This is a genomic window from Corynebacterium phocae (assembly GCF_008693075.1).
Classification (GTDB): domain Bacteria; phylum Actinomycetota; class Actinomycetes; order Mycobacteriales; family Mycobacteriaceae; genus Corynebacterium; species Corynebacterium phocae.
This window is the reverse complement of the sequence record NZ_VXKJ01000037.1, coordinates 56,119-76,723: the sequence shown is the minus strand read 5'-3', so window position 1 is coordinate 76,723 and position 20,605 is coordinate 56,119. Positions and strand designations below refer to the sequence as shown.

The window sequence follows — 20,605 nt, the reverse complement described above, 5'->3', positions numbered from 1 at the left end:
GCGCTCAGCTTTCGAAGATGCGCGGTATAGGGCTAGCTAATTCAATTCTAACAGGCCACCCGGATAGGGAGGAGTCTCGAAATCTAGGAGGCCCGATGTGTACCGGCGCCCTCTCCCAGGTGTCCGTAGAGCCAGGTAGCCGCCGGATAGGCAACGATGACGCCTACTGAGCCCCAGGCGATCCCCTCTAAAGCTACACTCCCCAGGGTTAACGTCAGATTGCCGATACCGGCCACCAGAGCCACGGCGGCGCAGGTGAGGTTGACAGGATTATTGAAATTGACCTTGTTATCGAGCCAGATCCGGATACCTAACATTCCGATTAATCCGTACAGCACCATGGTTGCCCCGCCTAGGACGCCTGTGGGGATAGTGAAAATCAGTGCACCAAATTTGGGAACAAAGGCTAGCGCAATCGCAAAACCGGCGGCAACCCAGTACGCTGCGGTCGAGTACACCCGGGTGGCGGCCATCACGCCAATGTTCTCGGCGTAGGTGGTAGTCCCTGAACCGCCAAACCCGCCAGCCAGCGCCGTGGCAATTCCGTCAGCTACCAGGGCGTCACCGGCTAGGTCATCCAAGTCCCGCTTGGTCATCTCGGAAACTGCCTTGACGTGGCCCACGTTCTCGGCGATAAGTACCACTAGAACGGGTAGTGCTACGGCTATGGCGGAGAGATTAAACTCGGGGGTATTAAACTCCGGTAATCCTAGCCAGTCAGCTTCGTCGATTGCCTGCGCCGCGCCTTCCCCTAGGTTCCCGGTTATGGCGGCAAAGACCCAGCCCACAACTACGCCGATCAGGATTCCTAACCGGGCAATCATTCCGCGCCCGGCGATAGTAGCCAGGACAATAGTCACCATAGTTACCGTCGCTATTAGGGGCTGAGATTGAAAGTTGGTGGTCGCGGCGGGTGCTAGGTTCAAGCCGATGAGTGCCACGATGGCACCGGTAACTGTGGGTGGCATCACCGCGTCAATAACTTTGCGGCCGGCGGCCTTGACTATGAATCCAATCAGCACCAATGCTAGGCCGGTGACCAGGATAGATCCGGTTTGAGCGCCAAATCCCTGATTTTGCGAGGCCATTAGTGGTGCGATGAAGGCGAAAGATGAGCCCAGGTAAGAAGGCAGCCTATTGCGGGTTATCAGTAGGAATATGATGGTTCCCAGACCCGAGAATAACAGCGTCGTATTTACCGGAAAACCGGTCAGGGTTGGCACCAGCAAAGTGGCACCGAACATAGCCACCACGTGTTGCATGCCGATGCCCACCGTGCGCGGCCAACTCAGCCGTTCTTCAGGCGCTACTACCGCCCCAGGGGCGATTTTTCGGCCGTCGCCGTGGACGGTCCATCCAATTATTTTACTCACAAGGTTTCATTATCACTGACCAACCGACGTTTGGGAAATGAAGAACAAAGCCGCCCGCAAAGCTGCACCGGCTCGGCGCAAGTGCCGGAGCCGGTGCAGCTGGGGAGGACAAGGGGCTCCATTTACCTACGCGTTGTAACGATTTTCGCCGGCCTGCGGTGCAGGTGGGAACTCTTGAGTTGGTTCCGGCGCGGTCTCGTGCTGTAATTCCGGTGGCAATTCTTGGACCAACTGCTCTTCTGGTTCGTTAGCGAGGTCTGTGACGATAAATTGCTCCAGCTCCGCCACTAGCGACTCGGGCAACCGAACGTCGAGCTTGGTGCCTTCGCCCACATATTCCTCCGACCTCACAGTCCCTAGGCGGTGTACCCGCGAGACTACCTCACCTCTGTCAAAAGGCACCAGTAGTTCAACGTGTCTGTCGCGGGAATTAAGGAAAAGCTCGATCCGGGCGGTGAGCTCGTCAATTCCCTCACCGGTCTTAGCGGAAACGTACACCACATTATCGCGGTCCAATACGTGTCGGATCTCTGCCAGGACGAGGGGATCCGCCTCATCAATTTTATTAATGACGATTATCTCTGGTGGTGCCTGCTGCTCAGTTTCTTTGACAATGTCATAAATGACCTTGTTCACGGCGTCGATTTGTTTGAGCGGGAAAGGATCTGAACCGTCGACTACGTGGAGCATCAGATCCGCTCCCAGTACCTCTTCTAAGGTTGACTTGAAGGCCTCCACCAACTGGGTGGGCAGGTGGCGCACGAAGCCTACGGTGTCGGAAAATACTACGCTGCGCCCGTCGCCCAGCTCCGCGCGGCGGGTAGTGGGATCCAAGGTGGCAAAGAGTGCGTTTTCTACCAGCACGCCGGCACCCGTCATCGCGTTGATGAGCGAGGACTTTCCAGCGTTGGTATAGCCGGCGATGGCAATCTGCGGGATAGCGGAGTTGTCGCGCCGCGAACGCTTGATATCGCGGGCAGTCTTCATCCCGCGCAGTTCCTTGCGCAACCGTGCCATCTCAGTGCGGATACGCCTCCGGTCCGTCTCGATCTTGGTCTCACCGGGACCACGGAGACCAACGCCGCCGTTGGAACCAGCGCGGCCACCGCCCTGACGGGAGAGACTTCCTCCCCAACCACGGGTATGGGTGTACAGGTACTCAAGCTGAGCCAGTGAGACCTGCGCTTTACCTTCTTTGGATTTTGCGTGTTGCGCGAAGATATCCAGGATCAGCATGGTCCTATCAATCACCTTGGTATCCAGCTCGCGTTCCAGGGCGGTTAATTGACCGGGCTGGAGTTCGCCGTCACAAATGACGGTGTCAGCGCCTGTGGAGGCCACGGCTTCTTTGAGCTCACTAACCTTACCGCGGCCGATGTAGGTGGCCGGGTCTGGTTTATCCCGCTTCTGGTAGAGCGACTCCACGACTTCCGCTCCGGCGGTCTCAGTAAGCTGCACCAGCTCTGCCATGTCAGCTTCAAGCTCGGCGGCGGTCCCCTCGGTCCAGATACCGACCAGGATGACCTGCTCGAGGCGGAGCTTTCGGTACTCCACCTCGTAGCCATCGGTGGTGTCCTCTGCGCGGATGGAGGTTGAGCTGGTCACCCGGCGGAAGGCGTTGCGCTCGGCAAGTTCGAGCTCACCTATGGTGGGGTTAAGTGAATCTAGTGTAGTTCGGCCTTCTCCGCCCGCAGCACCGTCACTGCTGTTAGCTTCTTTCGAGGAAGGCTCTGCCTGGCTGTCACGGAATGCGTGAGCCAACAATTCGTCATGCGATTGTGAATTCTTATCTGTCATATACTGACCTATTGTTCCACGCGATGGCACTAAACCGCCAATATTTTCGCCCACAGCTTACAAACCGTTATACAGACATTACCGCTGCGCAAGAGCGGAACCCGGGGGCAAGTTTCCCACCGATGGTCGGAGATTTAACTTCGTTTCACAAGTTCTTTCAGATTGTGGGAATTTACACTTAGCCTATAGGGTTGGAGGTATAAGTAAACTTCCGACTAGATAGCTAGGAATTATTCCCATGGGCAACGTTGACAACACGGCCACGCAACATCCGGAAATGCAAGCTCTAGGACTTAAATACGACCGGTGGCAAGACGCCGTTGAAGCCGCCATCTCCACCAACCAGTTGGCAGTCACCGGTGAGGTTCGCGGCGGCCAACTCATCCAATTCAGCGACCCATCCGGTGCGCAACTAAACATCTTGGCAGTAGAACCTTTTGCCACTTTCATCGGGTTCGACGGTGTGACCAAAGCGTTTGCCCACATCGATATGCTCAACGACGTCCTAGCTTTCGTGGACGTAATCGATCCCTTTGGCAAGTCCAAGCTTCACCTCACCGCCAACCTGGCCCAAGGACCGCTGCTAGCCGAAGAAGGTACGCAGCAGTGGCAGGAAGTCAATATCAGCGCTATGGGTTTGGACATTTCTTCCTACCCCTCGGCTGAAGATTACGAACAGTCCCACGGCAGTTTCCCGGAGTTTTTCACTTCCCCTGGTGCGGAAATAGTTGACAACAATTCCCCGGAAACCCCTACCGCCGCCGGTAACTTTGCCGCCCGCGTGGTGGAGGCCAACTGGCGTCACAACCAGCTCACGGGTGAGAAGTTCATCCACGCCGTGATGGACGGCATTCTACCCTTCGACCTGTGCCTAGCCGCAGACACCCTAGGTGGTGAACTACCCGAGCCGGGTGCGGTACTATCCGGTTCGGCCCTCGTGGTAGCGGCCGTGGCCCTACCCAGTGGCGGTTGTGGTTCCGGGGGTGGCTGCGGAAGCGGCGGTTGTGGCTGCGGTGGCCACTAGTTAGCAAGTTTAAGCTACTGTGGCACAAACAGTTGGCAACTGCCGTTTCACAAAGCTCTTTACACATTCGTTCCCAAGGACAACACGCACTTAGAGAAGACCAGAGGAGGTAACAATGGGTTTCGGGCTATCTTCACACCAGGTGCGGCTAACGCTGTCCGTTGTTCTAACCTTCGTTGCCTGCGTGGCCTTGGTGCTATTGCTCAAGGTCCCGGGTGTTATCATCTCGATCTTCTTGGCTGCTGCGGTGTGGCTGATGGCCACGGCACGCCCGGCTGCCTCGGAAGAAGCGGCATTGCGAACCTCAATTCAACTTTCTGCTGAAGATCTCCGCGATGTCATGGAGGATTTCGAAAGGTTTGAAACCTCCCCCTCGGCGGAGGCGCTAGCTGACAGAACGCTCCATCGCCCAGCCCTCCTAGATCTGGACGTGGTAAACCCCGAAATCGAGGATTTCCACCACCAGTACACGTCCGCGGCCAGGTACCTCAATAGGCTGCCCGCCCGGCTGGCGGACCCCACTCTGACGCCTTCGCAATTGGAAAAACTGCTCAACGTCACGGATCAACGCGCCGATGATCTGCGGGAGAGCTGGATGCGCGCCAGGCGTGCGGCCAAGGCGCTAGGCACCGACTATAACTCCAAGGGGCCTTCCTAGCGTTCCTCGCACGGAAGGGTCCGGCGGCCAGCAATCGTGCCCCTGGGAGGGCCGAACGTCCTACAGGCTGGTCTGCCCGACTGCCACGATCTTGGACGGCCCGGTAAGGCTAGTTCCATCCTCGCGAATTTCTACCTCAACCTGTCCCCCTGAGACGCGGACTTGGACGGTACCTGTGTGTTGGGCGGCATCGGCAAGTGCAGCAACCGCTGTAGCCACCGTGCCTGTCCCACACGACCTTGTCTCCCCCACGCCGCGTTCGAAAACACGCATGTGGGTGGCCCCGTCAACCAGCGGTGTCAAGACTTCAACATTGACCCCCTGGGGGAAAAATTCTCCATCGAACTGGGGAGCCGCGAACTCCATAGCCCCCAGATCCTCTGGGGTCAACCCTGGAATCACGGCAGCCAGATGAGGATTACCAACGTCAACTGCCAGACCGGCGAATTTAACCCCACCCATCACGGCGGTAGAAAGGCCGGTAACCTCCACCGGCCCCATCTCCACGGTGACCTCAGCATCCGTCTCATTAAAAGAACTCACCCTCACCGGCTTAGCGCCGGCCCGGGTCCCCACGACAAATTCGTCAGAGTCCACGAGTCCGCGTGAGCGCAGCCAGTGCGCAAACACCCGCGTGCCATTACCGCACATCTCCGCGACGGAGCCGTCCGCGTTGCGGTAGTCCATAAACCAGTCATCCGCTGCAATCCCGGCGGATAATTCCGCTAATTCCCCGGCTTCCACCAACGCCCCGGCCCGGACAACCCGCAACAGGCCATCACCGCCAATCCCGGCACGCCTGTCGCATAAAGCCGCTACGCGCTGCGGTTCCAAGATGTTACTGGCGTTAAAATCTTCGATGATGACAAAGCCGTTTTCCGTACCATGCCCCTTGGCAAACTCCATTATTCCTCCAAAATCTATCAGTAATGTTCGCGCACGATTTCCAAGGCCTGCGCCGTGGGGTGTGCGGTGGCGTCGATCCAATGAATGCGCGGATCTCGGTTAAACCACGACCGCTGGCGGCGTACGTATCTGCGAGTACCGATGATGGTACGCTCCACCGCCTGCTCCCAGGTGAGCTCTCCCCGCTGAGCTTGGAATACCTGGGCGTAGCCGATGGCTCTGCCCGCCGTTGAATCCTCGACTAACCCCTGCGTTTTCAGCCGTTCGACTTCCTCGACCAGGCCGCTGTCAAACATCAGGTGCGCGCGTTGTTCAATACGCGGGTTGAGCCAGTCCGCGGTAGTCCTAAGCCCCAGCATGAGGGTGCCCCACCGGGGAGTCTGGTTCTTGGGGGGTTGGGTTGCTTGGAAGGGTTTTCCGGTCAGCTCGATAACCTCTAGCGCGCGCACGGTACGCCGGGGGTCTTTGTCCTCAATAACGGCCGCTGCCTGGGGATCGAGCTGCGCAAGTTGAGCGTGCAATTTGTCTATCCCAACTGTATCTAGCCGCGCCTGATACTTTGCCCGGACCTTGGGATCGGTGGGGGGAAATTGCCAGTCATCTACCACGGATTGCACGTAGAGCATGGAACCGCCCACCAGAATGGGAACTTTCCCGCGCGACATGATGGCCTCCACGTCCGCCACCGCTTCCTCCTGGTAGCGAGCCACCGAGGCCCGCTCATTCACGTCCCAGACGTCAAGCTGGTGGTGAGGGATGCCCTCCCGCTCAGCGGGGGAAAGCTTAGCGGTACCAATGTCCATGCCACGATAGAGCTGCATGGAATCTACGTTAACGATCTCTCCATCTAGCTGATGTGCAAGCTCTAGGCCTAGCGCGGATTTTCCCGAGGCGGTAGGACCTACCACAGCAATTGGTCTCATCATCTCCTACACCTCCCAGTGGGCTACAAAGCGTCCAACGCCCAGGCTGGAATCTTCCGCCAAGACTACCGCGTGACGCGGTGATATGTTAGCCAGTTCAATCCACATACTGGGCTCTATTATGCCAGCCTCGCGTAACCAGGATTCGCTAGGCACCTCTGGGCGCGCACCGGCTAGAACGGACAGACACCATTGGTGGGCCCGCTCTGCGTGTGGAACTAGGGCAAGCGGGGCTCGGGCCGTTAGCCCCGCGCTGCCGTCTATGGCAACCGCTGTTACGGCACCCGCCCCGTGCTCGACATCGCACAGGCGAGTGGCAACTGTTCCCACCGGGACGGCCGGGAAGATGTACCTGACCACCAACTCCCCGAGGAAATTTCCTGAACCTACCTGGGTATGTGGCGCACCCCACGCCCGGAAAGAACCGGCGATACCAGTGCGCCATTTTTTGTCCTGCGAACAAACGATATCGAGCTTCGGCGGGTGCTCCGGCGGCAAATACTGCCGCCCCATCCGGCGTGCCACGTGCCTTAAGCGCCGCGAAGCAGGGTCTGCGGGCGCTAGCTCTTCGACCAAGGCCGGCGAGGAGGGAACAATGAGTAAATAAGCCATATCCCAACCATTGTATCCGGGTAATCCGGCCGGGAGAACCATCGCGCGGGCAAGCATTCCCTCAGACCACAAGGGGCCGCGTTGAGCTAGACCTCGCCTTAAAGGGATTTATTTGGTTAAAGTGACCCATACCGCAACAAAGGCGCGCCAGGCCAGGTAAAGTGAGAATGTAGTTTTTATCTTCGCCCGCTAACGGTGCACGTACTGAAATAAAAGGACGGTGCAGTATCTTGACCTCTTCCACTCCAACCCCAGGCAACCTGCCAAAGCCCGGCCCCCGGCCGGGACCTCGACCTGGAGCAGCCGCTTCAGCTAAGTCTGGGGCAACCCCAGGCCTAGATACACCAATTCCAGTTCAGCTCCCCCCTGCATCTGACCCCTCCAAGTTTGGTCGCGTGTCCGAAGATGGAACCGTCTTTGTTAAAACCCGGGACGGGGAGCGCGAAGTTGGCCAATGGAAAGCCGGGACCCCCGAAGAGGGGCTGGCTCACTACGGCAAGCGCTACGACGATCTAGCCACGGAGGTCGAGCTTTTAGAGACTCGACTCAAGGCTCACCCGGGTGAGGCGGAGGGCATCAAAAAGACCGCTCACGAGCTGAAAGAAACCCTTCCCACCGCCACCGTGGTAGGTGACCTTGATGCACTGGACAAGCGCTTGGATGACATCATCGCGCATTCCGAAGTAGCCGGCGAGCAAGCGCAGGCCGAAAAAGCCCGCCGCCGCGGTGAAGCTATTGCCGCGAAGGAAAAGCTGGCAGCTGAGGCTGAGGACATCGCAGAAAATTCTACCGATTGGAAGACCGCCGGTGACCGCATCCGCGACATCCTCGAAGAGTGGAAGCAAATCCGCGGCATTGACCGCAAGACCGATGACGGCCTGTGGAAGCGCTACTCCCGCGCCCGCGATGCCTTCAACCGGCGCCGTGGCGCGCACTTCGCCGAGCTCGACCGTGGCCGCGCCGCCGCCAAGAAGCTCAAGGAAGAACTCGTCGAGCGCGCCGAGGCCCTCAAGGACTCCACCGAGTGGCGTGAGACCGCCCACGCATTCCGCGACCTAATGACCGAGTGGAAGGCCGCCGGCCGGGCCCCACGCGAAGTAGATGACAAACTGTGGGCCGCCTTCCGCGCCGCGCAGGACCACTTCTTTGACGCCCGTAACGCGATCAACAACGAACGCGACAAGGAATTTGCGGCCAACGCGGAAGCCAAAGACGCTCTCCTGGCTGAATACGACCCCCAGATTGATCCCGCAAAATCCATTGACGCCGCCAAGAACAAACTTCGTGAGCTCCAGGAGAAGTGGGAAGAAGTAGGCTTCGTTCCCCGCGATCGCGTTCGCGAATACGAAGACAAGATTCAGGCTCTGGAAAAGCGCGTCTCTGACGCGGAGAGCGCCCAGTGGCGCCGGACGGATCCTGAAGTTCAAGCCCGCGTTGCCCAATTCCAGTCCCGTGCGGACGACCTGAAGGCGCAGGCCGAAGCCGCCTCCAACAAGGGCAACGCCAAAAAGGCTGCTGAACTTAACGAACAGGCTGCACAGTGGCAGCAGTGGGCAGATACCGCCGCCGCAGCTGTAGATGATCAGTAGATGACGTTTCACCTCAGCCAGGTCGCGCCCCCACCAGGGCGCCACCTGGCTACACCTTTGTCCGGGTCCGCCCAGGCGCGCAGCCCGCAAGCCCAAGGAGCAGGAGATTCCGCCACGCCTTCCGACGCGGTCTTGACCTTCGTGTTCATGGCCAACTTAGCCGCCCAGGAAGCCACCGGAGATAGCGCCGCCTCTACCTCCCCGGAGCGCGTGCTCAACAGGTTGAAGGGTTCCACCGAATCCCAGACTTACCTCTTTCCTGTATCCGCCGGGGCCGCGCCCTTATGCGAAGTATCTGAGCTGGGTTTGCCCCTCATCCCTGCGGTAGGCCCCATGCCGGAGCTGGACTTTGTGGGATTTATCCACATCTCCTTGCCGCTTCTAGAAGAAACCAGCAATGCCGAAGTTGAATGCATCCTCGACGTTGAGTACTTACCCATGCCGGGAGAAGACCTTTCGGCTGAGGGCCGGCGCCTAACCGACTGGATGGCAGCGCAGGCGCTGGAGCTGGTGAAAAAGCTCGGGCGCAGCCGGGTCCAGGTTGGGGTTTTATTCCCGCGCGGCAAGGATTGTTCCTTTGATCCCATGGCCCAAAGCTACGCTCAGTTGGGGTTTGTGCCTAAGCATAGCGAGCAGCAGATGAAAATTGCGGTGCCAGATAACCCACCGGTACCCATGTTAGACAAGCACACCATGGTGCGGGTGTGGCCCGATTATGACATTTGCCCAGACTACCTTGGCCAGGTTCTGGATTTGCTCACGGTGGCCTCCACCGACGCTCACAACGGCACCTTGACCGTAGAGCCTATCGTGTGGACGCCAGCGCGCTTGGCTGATGCCTACGCCAGGCTACGCGACCGCAGGGCCCATACCTTGCTTGTGGCACTTATTCGCAAGTCCCAGATCGTGGCCATGGCGGAGCTTTCGCGCCAGGATCACGGGGACCCCGAAGTAGCCGAATGGACTCTTACCGTCACCCACCGCGACTGCCGTATGCGGGGATTCGCGTGGGCCGCCAAGCTCGCAGCACTGCGCGCCTGCGCCAAGCTGTGGCCGGGTGTTACGCGCACCTATACCTCCGTGGCCGGTGATGACCCTGCGATGCTGAGGATAAACCAGCGTTTAGGTGCGGAGGTTATATCCACTTCTGAGGCTTGGGAGCTTGATCTCTAGACGCGACCAATGCGCGTCCAAAAGTAGCGGGAACTTATTCCCCGCGGGACTGCTGACGCTTGTAGCGGGCGGCGGCCTGTGCCCTGCGGTCATCAACAATCGGGCTAGGCGCGCGATTAGCAGAAGTACCAGCCGTGTATCCCGTCCGAGACTTCTGCTGGAGGTCCCCAACCTCATCGAGCTGCCCGGACACCCGGCGCACCCGCTCCTGCGCGGCCAGTTGCTCCGGTGACTTACGCATGGCTACCAGTGAAAAGCCCACCAGCGCCACAAGATCAGCCAACACTGCAACGAAGAAACCCACGCCGGCCCCGCCACTAAAGCCCAGGGCCCAGAAAGCCCAGATAGCCGCGAAGAAGGAAAAGCCCGAAAGCATCCAGGCAATCCAGCCGATCTTTGTGCGTTTGGTCATAAGCGTGACCACCGTCATCACCATGGCGGCGGCGCTAGCAAAGCAAAATACCGCCTCCATCGGCGAAATACTGGCCGCGCCGGTGAATACCTCAAAACCCCGGGAAGTAGCGGAGAAAGGTAAAGCTAGGAAAGCCGTAAAGAGCACTAAGGCCACGATGAAAAACGGCAGTTGACCGCCAAGGTCAAGGTTCTTTGCCGCCTGGCGTTCGGCTTCTACCGCTTCCGTGATTTCCTTTGCTCTACTCATATCCCCTCTTAACCTACTCTTGTTTTTAGCAACCGCAGGAATCCTTACCCGCAGGTTGCGCAACCGGGGCGGGTTTGCCAAGGGTGGGCAGGCCCAGCCCAACACCAATGGGTGCGGTTGTTGGCGTCTTACCTGCAGCGGACATGTCACCCGCGCGGGTCTTCCGGTGCTGGGTGACCCCGGAATCCGCGACCAAGAAGAAGGAACCTGAGCCCGTTACCGTGGTGGTCACCACGTCCCCGGGGCGAATGTCAGCGGAGAGGTCCTTGCCCTTCGCGTCCACGGGCGCGAAGTGGACCAACCGCCCGTCGCGAGCCCTGGCGGTCAGGCGGTGCGTCTGATCATTCTTGCGGCCACCCGTGGCCTGCACCAAAAGCTCCACCTCGGTGCCAACCAACTTGGCGTTTTCTTCCGCCTGGATGTCATCTTGAAGCGCCACCAAACGCTCGAAACGGTCCTGGACTACAGCCTTGGGCACCTGGTTATCCATCTCCGCAGCCGGGGTTCCGGGTCGCGGGGAATACTGGAAGGTGTACGCGGAGCTAAACCGGGCCCTGCGAACAATGTCCATGGTGGCCTGGAAATCCTCCTCGGTCTCCCCCGGGAAACCCACGATGATGTCGGTGGTGATGGCGGCATCGGGAAGTTTTGCGCGGACCTCATCGACTATGGCCATGAACTTGCGGGAGCGGTAGGAACGGCGCATGGCCTTGAGAACTGCATCCGACCCCGATTGCAGGGGCATATGTAGTTGCGGACAGATAGTGGGATTCTCGGCCATGACATCAATGACGTCGGAGGTAAACTCCGCCGGATGCGGGGAGGTAAAACGTAGGCGCTCTAGCCCCTCAATCTGGCTAACCTGGGCCAGCAATTTAGAAAAGGCGAATCTGTCGCGCGGGAGATCCGGATCCGCAAAGTTGACGCCATAAGAGTTGACGTTTTGGCCCAGCAAGGTAACTTCAAGTACCCCTTGGTCAACCAAAGCCTGTACTTCACTGAGAATATCCCCGGGACGGCGGTCTTCTTCCTTGCCGCGAAGGGAGGGAACAATACAGAAAGTGCAGGTGTTGTTGCAGCCCACCGAAACAGATACCCAGCCGGCATAAGCTGACTCCCGTTTGGCCGGCAGAACAGACGGGAACGCTTCCAAAGCGTCCACAATTTCCACTTGGGCCTTGTTGTTATGGCGCGCCCTCTCCAACAAAGCTGGCAACGCCGACATGTTGTGGGTGCCAAACACCGCGTCCACCCACGGCGCCTGGGACACCACGGCGTCCTTGTCCTTCTGGGCCAGGCAACCACCGACGGCAATCTGCATTCCAGGCCGGTTCTGTTTAGTCTTCCGCAGGGCTCCCAGCGTTCCGTACAGGCGCTTATCCGCGTTATCCCGCACGGCGCAGGTGTTGAAAACTACCAGATCTGGCTCCGCGTCCTCACCTGCAGCCGTGTAACCGGCTTCTTCCAAGAGACCAGAAATACGCTCCGAATCATGGACGTTCATCTGACAGCCGAAGGTGCGGACCTCATAAGTGCGCGGCGCAGCAGAAGATGAAGATTCCGGGGTTTTCACGTGGGAATTCGAAGTAATCACGTTGCGCCATTGTAGTTTCCTTGCAGCTCATCTCCTAACCCATGGTGCATTGCCGTTTGGTGGCTATAAAGATAAGACTCGCGTTGCCCCGCGGGGGTAAAACATTGAACATTCGTTTACGAAGCCACGGACATCGTCCCCGCCCGTACGGAAGGAGCTAGCACCTCCGGGCTGCGGTGCACCGACCAGCATATACGCCGATAATTACGTTAAAAACGAGCAGCTCGGCGGTTCTCAAGCGGCTTTCACGGAGGGATCTGTTGCCTTACTCCGTTACCGAGTTGTTATCCCAATTAAATTTGTTTTAACCTCCAAAGACCTTAAAATTCCCTTATGCCCCAACTCACATTTAAGAAGGAAAGGTGACATGTCTGATATTGCGGTAGAACCACCGATGATCCGCATCAACGGTGTCAACAAATTCTTCGATGACTTTCAAGCTCTAACTCACATCGATCTGGAAATAGGTCGAGGCGACGTGGTGGTAGTTCTGGGCCCTTCGGGTTCCGGCAAATCTACGCTATGCCGCACTATCAACCGGCTGGAAACCATCGATGATGGCAGCATTTACATCGACGGTGAAAAACTTCCGGAAGAAGGCAAGGAATTGGCCCGCCTGCGCGCCGACGTGGGCATGGTCTTCCAAAGCTTCAACCTCTTCCCGCACCTGACCATCAAAGACAACGTAACTTTGGGGCCCACCAAGGTGCGTAAGATGTCCAAGTCTGACGCGGACAAGCTGGCCATGGAACTACTCGAACGCGTGGGCATTGCCAACCAGGCGGATAAGTACCCCGCGCAGCTCTCTGGCGGACAGCAGCAACGCGTGGCTATTGCCCGCGCCCTAGCCATGAAGCCAAAGGTGATGCTCTTCGATGAGCCCACCTCCGCGCTGGACCCCGAGATGGTCAACGAAGTCCTCGACGTCATGACCGACCTAGCCCGCGAAGGCATGACCATGGTCGTGGTAACCCACGAGATGGGCTTTGCGCGCAAGGCAGCGCACCGCATTCTATTTATGGCAGATGGTCAGATTGTCGAAGACACCGATCCTGAGTCATTCTTCACCAACCCGCAGACCGACCGCGCCAAGGACTTCCTTGGCAAGATTCTGCACTAATTTTCACTTAGCTACACATCCTCTTTTTCATACAATTTTCCGAAACAAGGAGCTTTACCATGTTGAACAAGAACTTCCGCACCATCGCATCCATCTCATCTGTAGCCCTAGCCGCTACCCTGCTCACCGCCTGCGGCGACTCCGCCGGTGAAGGCCAGAGCTTGCTCGAAGCAATCGAATCCGGGAGCGTTACCCTGGGTACCAAGTACGACCAGCCTGGCCTGGGCCTGCGCGAGGGCGACGGCTCGATGTCCGGCTTGGACGTGGACGTAGCCACCTACGTTGTCAACCACATCGCCGAAGAAAACGGCTGGGACGCGCCAGAAATTGAGTGGCGCGAGACCCCCTCCGCGCAGCGCGAGACCCTAATCCAAAACGGCGAGGTAGACCTCATTGCTGCTACCTACTCCATCAACCCCTCCCGTGCTGAGTCCGTAAACTTTGGCGGCCCGTACCTGCTGACTCACCAAGCGCTGCTGACCCAGGAATCCAACACCGAAATCAAGGGCCTTAAAGACCTGGACGGCAAGATTCTTTGCTCGGTTACCGGATCCACCCCGGCACAGAAGATCAAGGAAGCGCTGCCTACCGTGCAGCTGCAGGAATACGACACCTACTCATCCTGTGTTGAGGCTCTGTCCCAGGGCAACGTTGACGCCCTGTCCACTGACGCAACCATCCTCAACGGCTACGCCGCTCAGACCCCAGGCGAGTTCAAGGTAGTCAAGCTTGACAAAGACGGTGAGCCCTTCACCAATGAGTACTACGGTATTGGCCTGATGAAGGACGACCAGGCTGGCACTGACGCTGTAAACGCCGCCCTGAATGAGATGCTCGACTCCGGCGAGTTCGACAAGATCGTTTCCGCCAACCTGGGCGCAGGCGACGAAATCGACCCAGGCACCCCAGGTGACCTGAGCTTCCTGAACTCCTAATCCTTTTCATCACCCACATCCCGACTGGAAAGGGCAAGAGCTGCTCTTGCCCTTTCCCTCATTCAAGGAGAAATCATGAGCTCCATGTGGAACCAACTAGGACCAGCCCTGTGGCCGGCCTTTTGGCTGACCATTCAGCTGACCTTCTGGTCCGCCATTGGCGCGATGATCCTGGGCACCATACTGACCGCCATGCGAGTCTCCCCCGTGAGCGTGCTGCGTCGTATCTCAACCAGCTACATCACCATCGTGCGAAACACTCCCCTGACCCTGATCATTTTGTTTTGTTCCTTTGGCCTCTACCAAAACCTGGGTCTCACCCTTGCTAACCGGGAGTCCCCCACCTTCATTGTGGACAACAACTTCCGCCTGGCTATCGTGGGCTTCACCATCTACACCGCTGCATTTGTAGCGGAGTCCCTGCGCTCCGGCATTAATACCGTGTCTTTCGGACAAGCCGAGGCCGCACGGTCCTTGGGGCTTAGCTTCAGCCAAACTTTTAGCAAGATCATCTTTCCCCAAGCACTGCGAGCCGCGATCGTACCTTTGGGTAATACCTTGATTGCATTGACCAAAAACACCACTATTGCCTCCGCAATCGGTGTTGCGGAAGCGTCCCTGGTGATGAAATCAACCATCGAAATGCACGCCAGCCAGCTTTTCATCATTTTCTTGATCTTCGCAGCAGGTTTCGTGGCGTTAACCCTCCCTATGGGACTAGGACTTGGCAAACTTTCTGAGAAAATGGCGGTGAAGAAATAATGGGAGTACGCGCTACCGTCCTCTACGACGCACCGGGCCCTAAAGGCCGCCGTTTAAACACCATCATCACCATCGCTACCGCAGTCTTCGTTGCACTAGCAATCGCCTGGATCTTATGGACCCTTCACAATGAGGGCCAGCTCGCGGCAAAACTGTGGACGCCGTTCCTCAACTCCAACACGTGGACTACGTACCTCCTGCCAGGTCTAAAGGGCACAATCCTGGCGGCAATCGCCTCCATCCTGTTCGCTGTGGTCTTCGGCGTCCTCTTTGGCCTTGGACGTCTGTCCGAGAGCAAGATCATCCGAACCTTCTGTGGCGTCGTCGTGGAGTTCTTCCGCGCCATTCCGGTGCTGCTACTGATGATCTTCGCCTACCAGATGTTCGCCGTCTACAACGTTGTCCCCTCCCGGCAGTTGGGCTTTAGCGCAGTGGTATTCGCACTGACGCTCTACAACGGATCTGTCATCGCGGAAATCCTCCGCGCCGGCATCAAGTCTCTGCCAAACGGCCAAACTGAGGCAGCCAAAGCGCTTGGCCTGTCACACCGGCAGACTATGTACCGCATCTTGCTGCCCCAGGCTACGGCGGCAATGCTTCCGGCGTTGATATCGCAAATGGTCATTGCACTGAAAGACTCCGCGCTGGGTTACCAGATTGGCTACGTGGAAGTTGTCCGTTCCGGTATTCAATCCGCGTCCTACAACAAGAACTTCTTTGCCTCGCTCATCGTCGTTGCCCTCATCATGATCATCATCAACTGGGGTTTGACAAAGCTAGCCGAGCGAATTGAGCACCAGCTTCGCGCCGGACGCGCCCGCAAGAACATTGTGGCCAAGGTCCCACACCACGAAGACCAGGGTCTGGAAACTAAAGACCAAGTCAACGCTGACTGGCACAACCCGCAGTACAAGCAGATCCGCAACCCGGCAGAGTAATACTTCTCTAGCCACACTCGCGGATTCCCGGCCTGGACGCTCCCCCAAGGAAGCGTGCAGGCCGGTTTCGCTTTCCGGGGCGCGCCACTGGGATACCGCTCCGTCAACTGTGGAGTCTTAAGAAAGCTCCTGGCAGCGCTCGCTGATGGCTTCTTTTGCAACGGGCAAAGCCACGCCCATCGAAAAACCTCTTCGCGCTAGCACACCCACCACGCGTCTGAGGACCTTGTCATTTTCCTGACGCCCCTGCGGAATTTCTTTGATGGACCGCGCCTTTTTGCGCGCCAGTTTCCACGCAATTTCCTCCTCAGACTCGGCGGTGACCTGTTCCAACGCCTGGTTACGCGCCGCTTCCCCGACCCCTTTGCGGACAAGTTCTTGCTCTAGGACCGCAGCGGACTTTCCTTTAGCTGCGTGGCGTTGCCTGACCCACTCCTGGGCAAAGGCGAAGTCGTCGATGAGCCGGACCCTTTCCAAGTCATCCAAAACCTCATCAACAATCTCCGGAGCAAAATCCAGCCGCAGCAACCTGTGACGCAGTTCTTGCCTGGACCTGCCACGCTGGTCAAGGAGCAACAAGGCGCGGCTGCGGACGCTGGATTTTTCTGTCTCCAGTTGCTCATCAAAAAGCCCGCCGCCTGAATCACCGGATTCAAAGTTTTCTAGCGCTTTGCGCAACTTTTCCAGCTTTTCAGGGGCGGGCTTGTTCATAAACTATATCCAATCTTGTGAGGGCGTCTTAGTCATCGTCGAAGTCAACGGTTGGAACCAAATCCACCGAATCATCACTCAAAGGGTCATCAGCACCCGGAACGTCCATAGCCACGCCCTCTGCTGCGGCATCCGCCGCTGCCTCACCAACGCCTAGCTTTACAAAGATCTTCTTTTCAATCTCATCAGCTAACTCCGGGTTGTCCTTCAAGAAGTTTCGGGCTTTTTCCTTACCCTGCCCCAGTTGGTCCCCTTCATAGGTGAACCACGAACCGGACTTCTTGATGAAGCCGTTTTCTACGCCAAGGTCAATAATCGAGGATTCCCTGGAGATTCCTTCCCCGTACATGATGTCAAATTCAGCAATCTTAAACGGTGGGGAAACCTTATTTTTCACCACTTTCAACTTGGTGCGGTTACCAATAGCGTCCTGGCCATCCTTGAGCGTTTGAATACGGCGAATGTCGCAGCGCACGGAAGCATAGAATTTAAGAGCCTTACCACCGGTGGTGGTTTCCGGTGAGCCAAACATCACGCCAATCTTTTCGCGCAACTGGTTAATAAAGATGGCAGTTGTGCCGGAGTTGTACAGCGCGCCGGTCATCTTGCGCAAGGCTTGGGACATGAGACGTGCCTGCAAACCGACGTGGCTATCCCCCATCTCTCCTTCGATTTCCGCTTTGGGGGTTAGCGCCGCCACCGAGTCGATGACAATGATGTCAATAGCTCCGGAGCGAACCAGCATGTCTGCGATTTCCAAAGCCTGCTCACCGGTGTCCGGCTGGGACACTAGGAGGTTATCCGTGTCAACACCCAGCAGACGTGCATACTCTGGGTCAAGGGCATGCTCTGCGTCAATGAAGGCCGCTATGCCGCCTGCTTTTTGCGCTGAGGCAATTGCGTGGAGGGCCACCGTGGTCTTACCGGAAGACTCTGGTCCGTAGATCTCCACAACGCGGCCACGAGGAAAACCGCCGATACCCAGGGCGATATCTATTGCCGTGTTACCGGAGGAAATTACCTTAATGGGTGGACGGTTGTCATCACCCAATCGCATGACTGCGCCCTTACCGAAGTCTTTCTCAATGAGCGACATTGCCGCATCAAGCGCCTTCTGGCGGTCATTACCGCGCGAGGATGGTTTTGTGGTTTTCTTTGTCTTCCCAGCCATGGTGTCCTACCTTTTTAGAAATTGTTGAGGTTTGTAAGTGTGGTGCTTCGCTGCGTGGTTGTTAACCCAGCCATCCGGGGAGGGCTCTTGAAAAAGATTAGACGCGGTTTCCCTACCAAAGGATCCCTGACTCACGGAATTTATCCTTCCAGAGTCTTGCGGCTGCATCTTCTTTCCACGAACCTACTTTAAACTTTCACGTAGACAATCCTACACAAAATGCGCAAAGATGTTCGAATTAGGTGCGGCGTGTGTACTCACGCCCGACGGGAGCTTGCCCATCCTGTACGTCGTTGCCCAACCTACGGACCTGGGGAACCTCAAAATCGTCACACAAGCCCTCCCAGACCTTCCCCGGATCAACTCCGCGTTCAATTAGATTATCGGGAGTATCACCTAGGCGTGACACCACATGGGAGTGGGAAACCCACCCCGCCTTCTGTGTGCCAAATTCGTCTCTAATCAGCCGCTGGTACTCCGTTAGTCGCATTCCCCAATCCTACCGCTAGGCACCCGCGCAGCTAAAGCTCCGCGCTCGACCGGCCCGAAACGCGACGCTACATCTACGGGTGCGGATAGCCCGAGAACCCGCAGCTAGACGCTGTTCAATTAGGCAATCTTCCTGGGGCAATCTAGCAGTGCTAAGGTTTTGTTCCATGTACAAAAATTCGACTGCGAGCAATCTCGCGTATATCGCCGTATTCACCGCCCTGGTCATAGTCCTTGCCTTTGTTTCTATCCCCACTGGTGCGGCCGGGGTACCCATCGTGCTACAAAACGCGGCATTGATCTTGGCCGGCCTAGTCCTAGGCGGGCGCCGTGGCCTCTACGTTGGACTGCTTTTCCTCCTGCTGGGTCTTGCCTTTCCTGTCCTTGCCGGAGGAAGGACGGTGTTGGCCGCCCTGTCCGGTCCCACGGTGGGCTACATCATCGGCTATATCTTTGCACCCTTTGTCTCCGGAGCTATTGCTTACCGCGCCCCGCGGAGCAAGGGCGCCATGACCGGTGTCATGGCCGCAGCCGCTTTGGCAGGTTTGGCCATCCAGTACGGATTGGGAATAGCTGGGCTCATCCTCCGCGCAGGCATGGATCTGCAGGCGGCAGTGCTGGCGCAGGCACCCTTCATTGGCTTCGACCTCATCAAAATGGCCGTAATCGTTGCCATCGCAGTAGCTGTACACGCAGCCTTCCCTGAGCTCATGGGGCGCCGCAACAGCACCAATGCCGCCAAGGTTGCCCATGCCTAACATTTCTTTCACTGGAGTCTCCGTTAATTTCAACGGAGTTGCCGTGCTGAAAGACATCAACCTTGAGCTACAAGAGCAAAGAATAGGCATTATCGGCGAAAACGGCAGTGGCAAGTCCACGCTCACCCGCCTGATTAACGGGCTCGGGGAACCCAGCACCGGGACCGTAACGGTCAATGGCCAGGACGTGGCCCGCAATGGCAAGCAGGTCCGCAAAGAAGTGGGGTTCGTGTTCTCCGACGCGGAGAACCAAATTGTCATGCCCAACGTCCGCGATGACGTGGCCTTTTCACTGCGTAGGTTCAAGCTAGACAAACAAGAACGCAACCGCCGGGTTGACGCCGCTCTGGCCAGGTTCGGTCTAACTGACCTAGCGGACAGATCACCCCACACACTATCCGGGGGTCAGAAGCAGCTATTGGCGCTCGCAGCAGTGCTGGTAATTGATCCGAAGATTGTCGTTGCGGACGAACCAACCACACTTCTAGATCTACGCAACCGGGATAGGATCCGGCGGGAGTTCGCCGCGCTCGAGCAGCAGTTAATAGTGGTAACCCACGATCTTGATTTCCTCCAAGATTTTGACCGGGTGATCTGCATTGACAAAGCACGCATTGCTGCGGACGGACCCCCAGCGGAAGTCATTGATTTCTATGTTCGGCTCATGGCTTCGCGCCCCCTGTAGGAGATAACAACGCCATGTCTAAACGCAGGGAAAACATCCCGCTGTCGGTCTACATCCCCGGAAATTCCTTCATCCACCGCGTCAATCCGGCGGCGAAAATAGCCGTGGTGATGCTTTTTGTTATAGTGACCAGTATTTCCTTCAACACGCTCTGGTGGGGGCTGTCCTATATCGCAGTAATCGGGGTGCTCTACGTTTGCGCGCGAATCCCAGTACGGGTTGCGTGGAGCCAGACGTGGCCGCCATTACTGTTCTTACTTCCACTAGCAGGTTTCCAGTGGTGGTCCGAGGACTTTGTTTTTGCGGCGGAAAAATTCTTGGTCTTGCTCTCCGCTCTACTTTTAGCATTCTTGCTCACATTAACCTCTACGGTTGCACAGATCATGGACTCGGTGACCACTGCCCTCTCCCCGCTGGAGAGGATTGGAGTCCCCGTAGACACCATCAGTTTGGCCATGGCCTTGACTATCCGGCTCATTCCACTGATGTTTGAAACCGTCTATGAAGTCCTGGATGCCCGCCAAGCCCGCGGTGCTACGGCCAGCCCGCTGGCTTTTGGCACCCCGGTCATCATCCGCTCCATCCGTCGCGCCCAAGCAATAGGTGAAGCTCTAGCCGCCAGAGGCGTGGGAGACTAAAGCAGCACTAAACCCCGCTGGGGTGAGAACCGAAAACATTTCTTCGGTAACACCCAGCGGGGTTTACTGTTATTACAAGCTGCTACAA

The 20,605-nt window shown here is 57.5% G+C and carries 21 protein-coding genes; 11 read left to right on the top strand and 10 right to left on the bottom strand.

Annotated features, from left to right (window positions below; genetic code table 11):
* Positions 1 to 83: 83 nt before the first annotated feature.
* A complete protein-coding gene (locus F4V58_RS04660; protein WP_075733775.1) occupies positions 84 to 1,373 on the bottom strand; it encodes a uracil-xanthine permease family protein in 1,290 nt (429 codons plus the stop codon).
* 126 nt (positions 1,374 to 1,499) lie between these two features.
* Positions 1,500 to 3,170, bottom strand: coding sequence for a GTPase HflX (gene hflX / locus F4V58_RS04655; protein ID WP_084559684.1), 1,671 nt, complete (start codon positions 3,168 to 3,170; stop codon positions 1,500 to 1,502).
* Positions 3,171 to 3,408: 238 nt separating this feature from the next.
* On the opposite strand from hflX, the gene F4V58_RS04650 reads away from it, so the two are divergent.
* Positions 3,409 to 4,194: a hypothetical protein gene (locus tag F4V58_RS04650; RefSeq protein ID WP_075733773.1), complete on the top strand. Its 786-nt coding sequence runs from the start codon at positions 3,409 to 3,411 to the stop codon at positions 4,192 to 4,194.
* A 115-nt stretch (positions 4,195 to 4,309) separates the two neighbouring features.
* The gene (locus F4V58_RS04645) at positions 4,310 to 4,852 is read left to right on the top strand and encodes a hypothetical protein (RefSeq protein WP_075733771.1); all 543 of its coding nucleotides are present in this window, start codon (positions 4,310 to 4,312) and stop codon (positions 4,850 to 4,852) included.
* Positions 4,853 to 4,912: 60 nt separating this feature from the next.
* On the opposite strand, the gene dapF is transcribed toward F4V58_RS04645, so the two are convergent.
* Genes dapF through F4V58_RS04630 form a run of 3 tightly spaced genes read right to left on the bottom strand, consistent with a single transcriptional unit; the run spans position 4,913 to position 7,293 of the window.
* Entirely contained in the window at positions 4,913 to 5,758 is an 846-nt protein-coding gene (dapF, locus tag F4V58_RS04640; RefSeq protein ID WP_075733769.1) for a diaminopimelate epimerase, read from the bottom strand.
* Positions 5,759 to 5,775: 17 nt separating this feature from the next.
* Entirely contained in the window at positions 5,776 to 6,684 is a 909-nt protein-coding gene (gene miaA, locus F4V58_RS04635; RefSeq protein ID WP_075733767.1) for a tRNA (adenosine(37)-N6)-dimethylallyltransferase MiaA, read from the bottom strand.
* 3 nt (positions 6,685 to 6,687) lie between these two features.
* Positions 6,688 to 7,293 carry a hypothetical protein gene (locus F4V58_RS04630; protein ID WP_075733765.1) on the bottom strand — a complete coding sequence of 202 codons (606 nt, stop codon included), beginning with the start codon at positions 7,291 to 7,293 and terminating at the stop codon, positions 6,688 to 6,690.
* Positions 7,294 to 7,520: 227 nt separating this feature from the next.
* Here F4V58_RS04630 and F4V58_RS04625 point away from each other — a divergent pair, with 227 nt between their 5' ends.
* The gene (locus F4V58_RS04625; protein ID WP_075733763.1) at positions 7,521 to 8,882 is read left to right on the top strand and encodes a DUF349 domain-containing protein; all 1,362 of its coding nucleotides are present in this window, start codon (positions 7,521 to 7,523) and stop codon (positions 8,880 to 8,882) included.
* Positions 8,883 to 10,055 carry a GNAT family N-acetyltransferase gene (locus F4V58_RS04620; protein ID WP_245803032.1) on the top strand — a complete coding sequence of 391 codons (1,173 nt, stop codon included), beginning with the start codon at positions 8,883 to 8,885 and terminating at the stop codon, positions 10,053 to 10,055.
* 34 nt (positions 10,056 to 10,089) lie between these two features.
* On the opposite strand, the gene F4V58_RS04615 is transcribed toward F4V58_RS04620, so the two are convergent.
* Entirely contained in the window at positions 10,090 to 10,716 is a 627-nt protein-coding gene (locus F4V58_RS04615) for an Rv2732c family membrane protein (protein WP_075733761.1), read from the bottom strand.
* A 25-nt stretch (positions 10,717 to 10,741) separates the two neighbouring features.
* Complete coding sequence (gene miaB, locus F4V58_RS04610) at positions 10,742 to 12,310, bottom strand: tRNA (N6-isopentenyl adenosine(37)-C2)-methylthiotransferase MiaB (RefSeq protein WP_075733759.1); 1,569 nt, start codon at positions 12,308 to 12,310, stop codon at positions 10,742 to 10,744.
* Between the two features lie 394 nt (positions 12,311 to 12,704).
* On the opposite strand from miaB, the gene gluA reads away from it, so the two are divergent.
* The 4 genes from gluA (at position 12,705) to F4V58_RS04590 (ending at position 16,065) form a co-directional block, all read left to right on the top strand.
* Positions 12,705 to 13,430, top strand: a complete 726-nt coding sequence (gene gluA / locus F4V58_RS04605) for a glutamate ABC transporter ATP-binding protein GluA (RefSeq protein WP_075736513.1) — start codon at positions 12,705 to 12,707, stop codon at positions 13,428 to 13,430.
* Positions 13,431 to 13,489: 59 nt separating this feature from the next.
* On the top strand, positions 13,490 to 14,365 hold the full coding sequence (locus F4V58_RS04600; RefSeq protein ID WP_211272774.1) for a glutamate ABC transporter substrate-binding protein: 876 nt from the start codon (positions 13,490 to 13,492) through the stop codon (positions 14,363 to 14,365).
* Positions 14,366 to 14,440: 75 nt separating this feature from the next.
* Entirely contained in the window at positions 14,441 to 15,127 is a 687-nt protein-coding gene (locus F4V58_RS04595; protein WP_075733757.1) for an amino acid ABC transporter permease, read from the top strand.
* Positions 15,127 to 16,065 carry an amino acid ABC transporter permease gene (locus F4V58_RS04590; protein WP_075733755.1) on the top strand — a complete coding sequence of 313 codons (939 nt, stop codon included), beginning with the start codon at positions 15,127 to 15,129 and terminating at the stop codon, positions 16,063 to 16,065. Before F4V58_RS04595 ends, F4V58_RS04590 begins: the two co-directional genes overlap by 1 nt.
* A 117-nt stretch (positions 16,066 to 16,182) precedes the next feature.
* Here F4V58_RS04590 and recX read toward each other — a convergent pair whose 3' ends face one another.
* The 3 genes from recX to F4V58_RS04575 all read right to left on the bottom strand — a co-directional run bounded on the left by recX (position 16,183) and on the right by F4V58_RS04575 (position 18,437).
* Positions 16,183 to 16,776: a recombination regulator RecX gene (gene recX / locus F4V58_RS04585; protein WP_075733753.1), complete on the bottom strand. Its 594-nt coding sequence runs from the start codon at positions 16,774 to 16,776 to the stop codon at positions 16,183 to 16,185.
* 28 nt (positions 16,777 to 16,804) lie between these two features.
* Positions 16,805 to 17,947 (bottom strand): recombinase RecA, encoded by a 1,143-nt coding sequence (gene recA / locus F4V58_RS04580; RefSeq protein WP_075733751.1) that lies wholly within the window; start codon positions 17,945 to 17,947, stop codon positions 16,805 to 16,807.
* A 238-nt stretch (positions 17,948 to 18,185) separates the two neighbouring features.
* Positions 18,186 to 18,437 carry a DUF3046 domain-containing protein gene (locus F4V58_RS04575; protein WP_075733749.1) on the bottom strand — a complete coding sequence of 84 codons (252 nt, stop codon included), beginning with the start codon at positions 18,435 to 18,437 and terminating at the stop codon, positions 18,186 to 18,188.
* Between the two features lie 166 nt (positions 18,438 to 18,603).
* Between F4V58_RS04575 and F4V58_RS04570 the strand changes: the two genes are divergently transcribed.
* The 3 genes from F4V58_RS04570 to F4V58_RS04560 are packed head-to-tail and all read left to right on the top strand — an operon-like array spanning position 18,604 to position 20,517.
* The gene (locus F4V58_RS04570; protein WP_075733747.1) at positions 18,604 to 19,194 is read left to right on the top strand and encodes a biotin transporter BioY; all 591 of its coding nucleotides are present in this window, start codon (positions 18,604 to 18,606) and stop codon (positions 19,192 to 19,194) included.
* The gene (locus F4V58_RS04565; RefSeq protein WP_075733745.1) at positions 19,187 to 19,879 is read left to right on the top strand and encodes an energy-coupling factor ABC transporter ATP-binding protein; all 693 of its coding nucleotides are present in this window, start codon (positions 19,187 to 19,189) and stop codon (positions 19,877 to 19,879) included. Before F4V58_RS04570 ends, F4V58_RS04565 begins: the two co-directional genes overlap by 8 nt.
* A 14-nt stretch (positions 19,880 to 19,893) precedes the next feature.
* Complete coding sequence (locus tag F4V58_RS04560; RefSeq protein WP_075733743.1) at positions 19,894 to 20,517, top strand: energy-coupling factor transporter transmembrane component T family protein; 624 nt, start codon at positions 19,894 to 19,896, stop codon at positions 20,515 to 20,517.
* Positions 20,518 to 20,605: the final 88 nt, after the last annotated feature.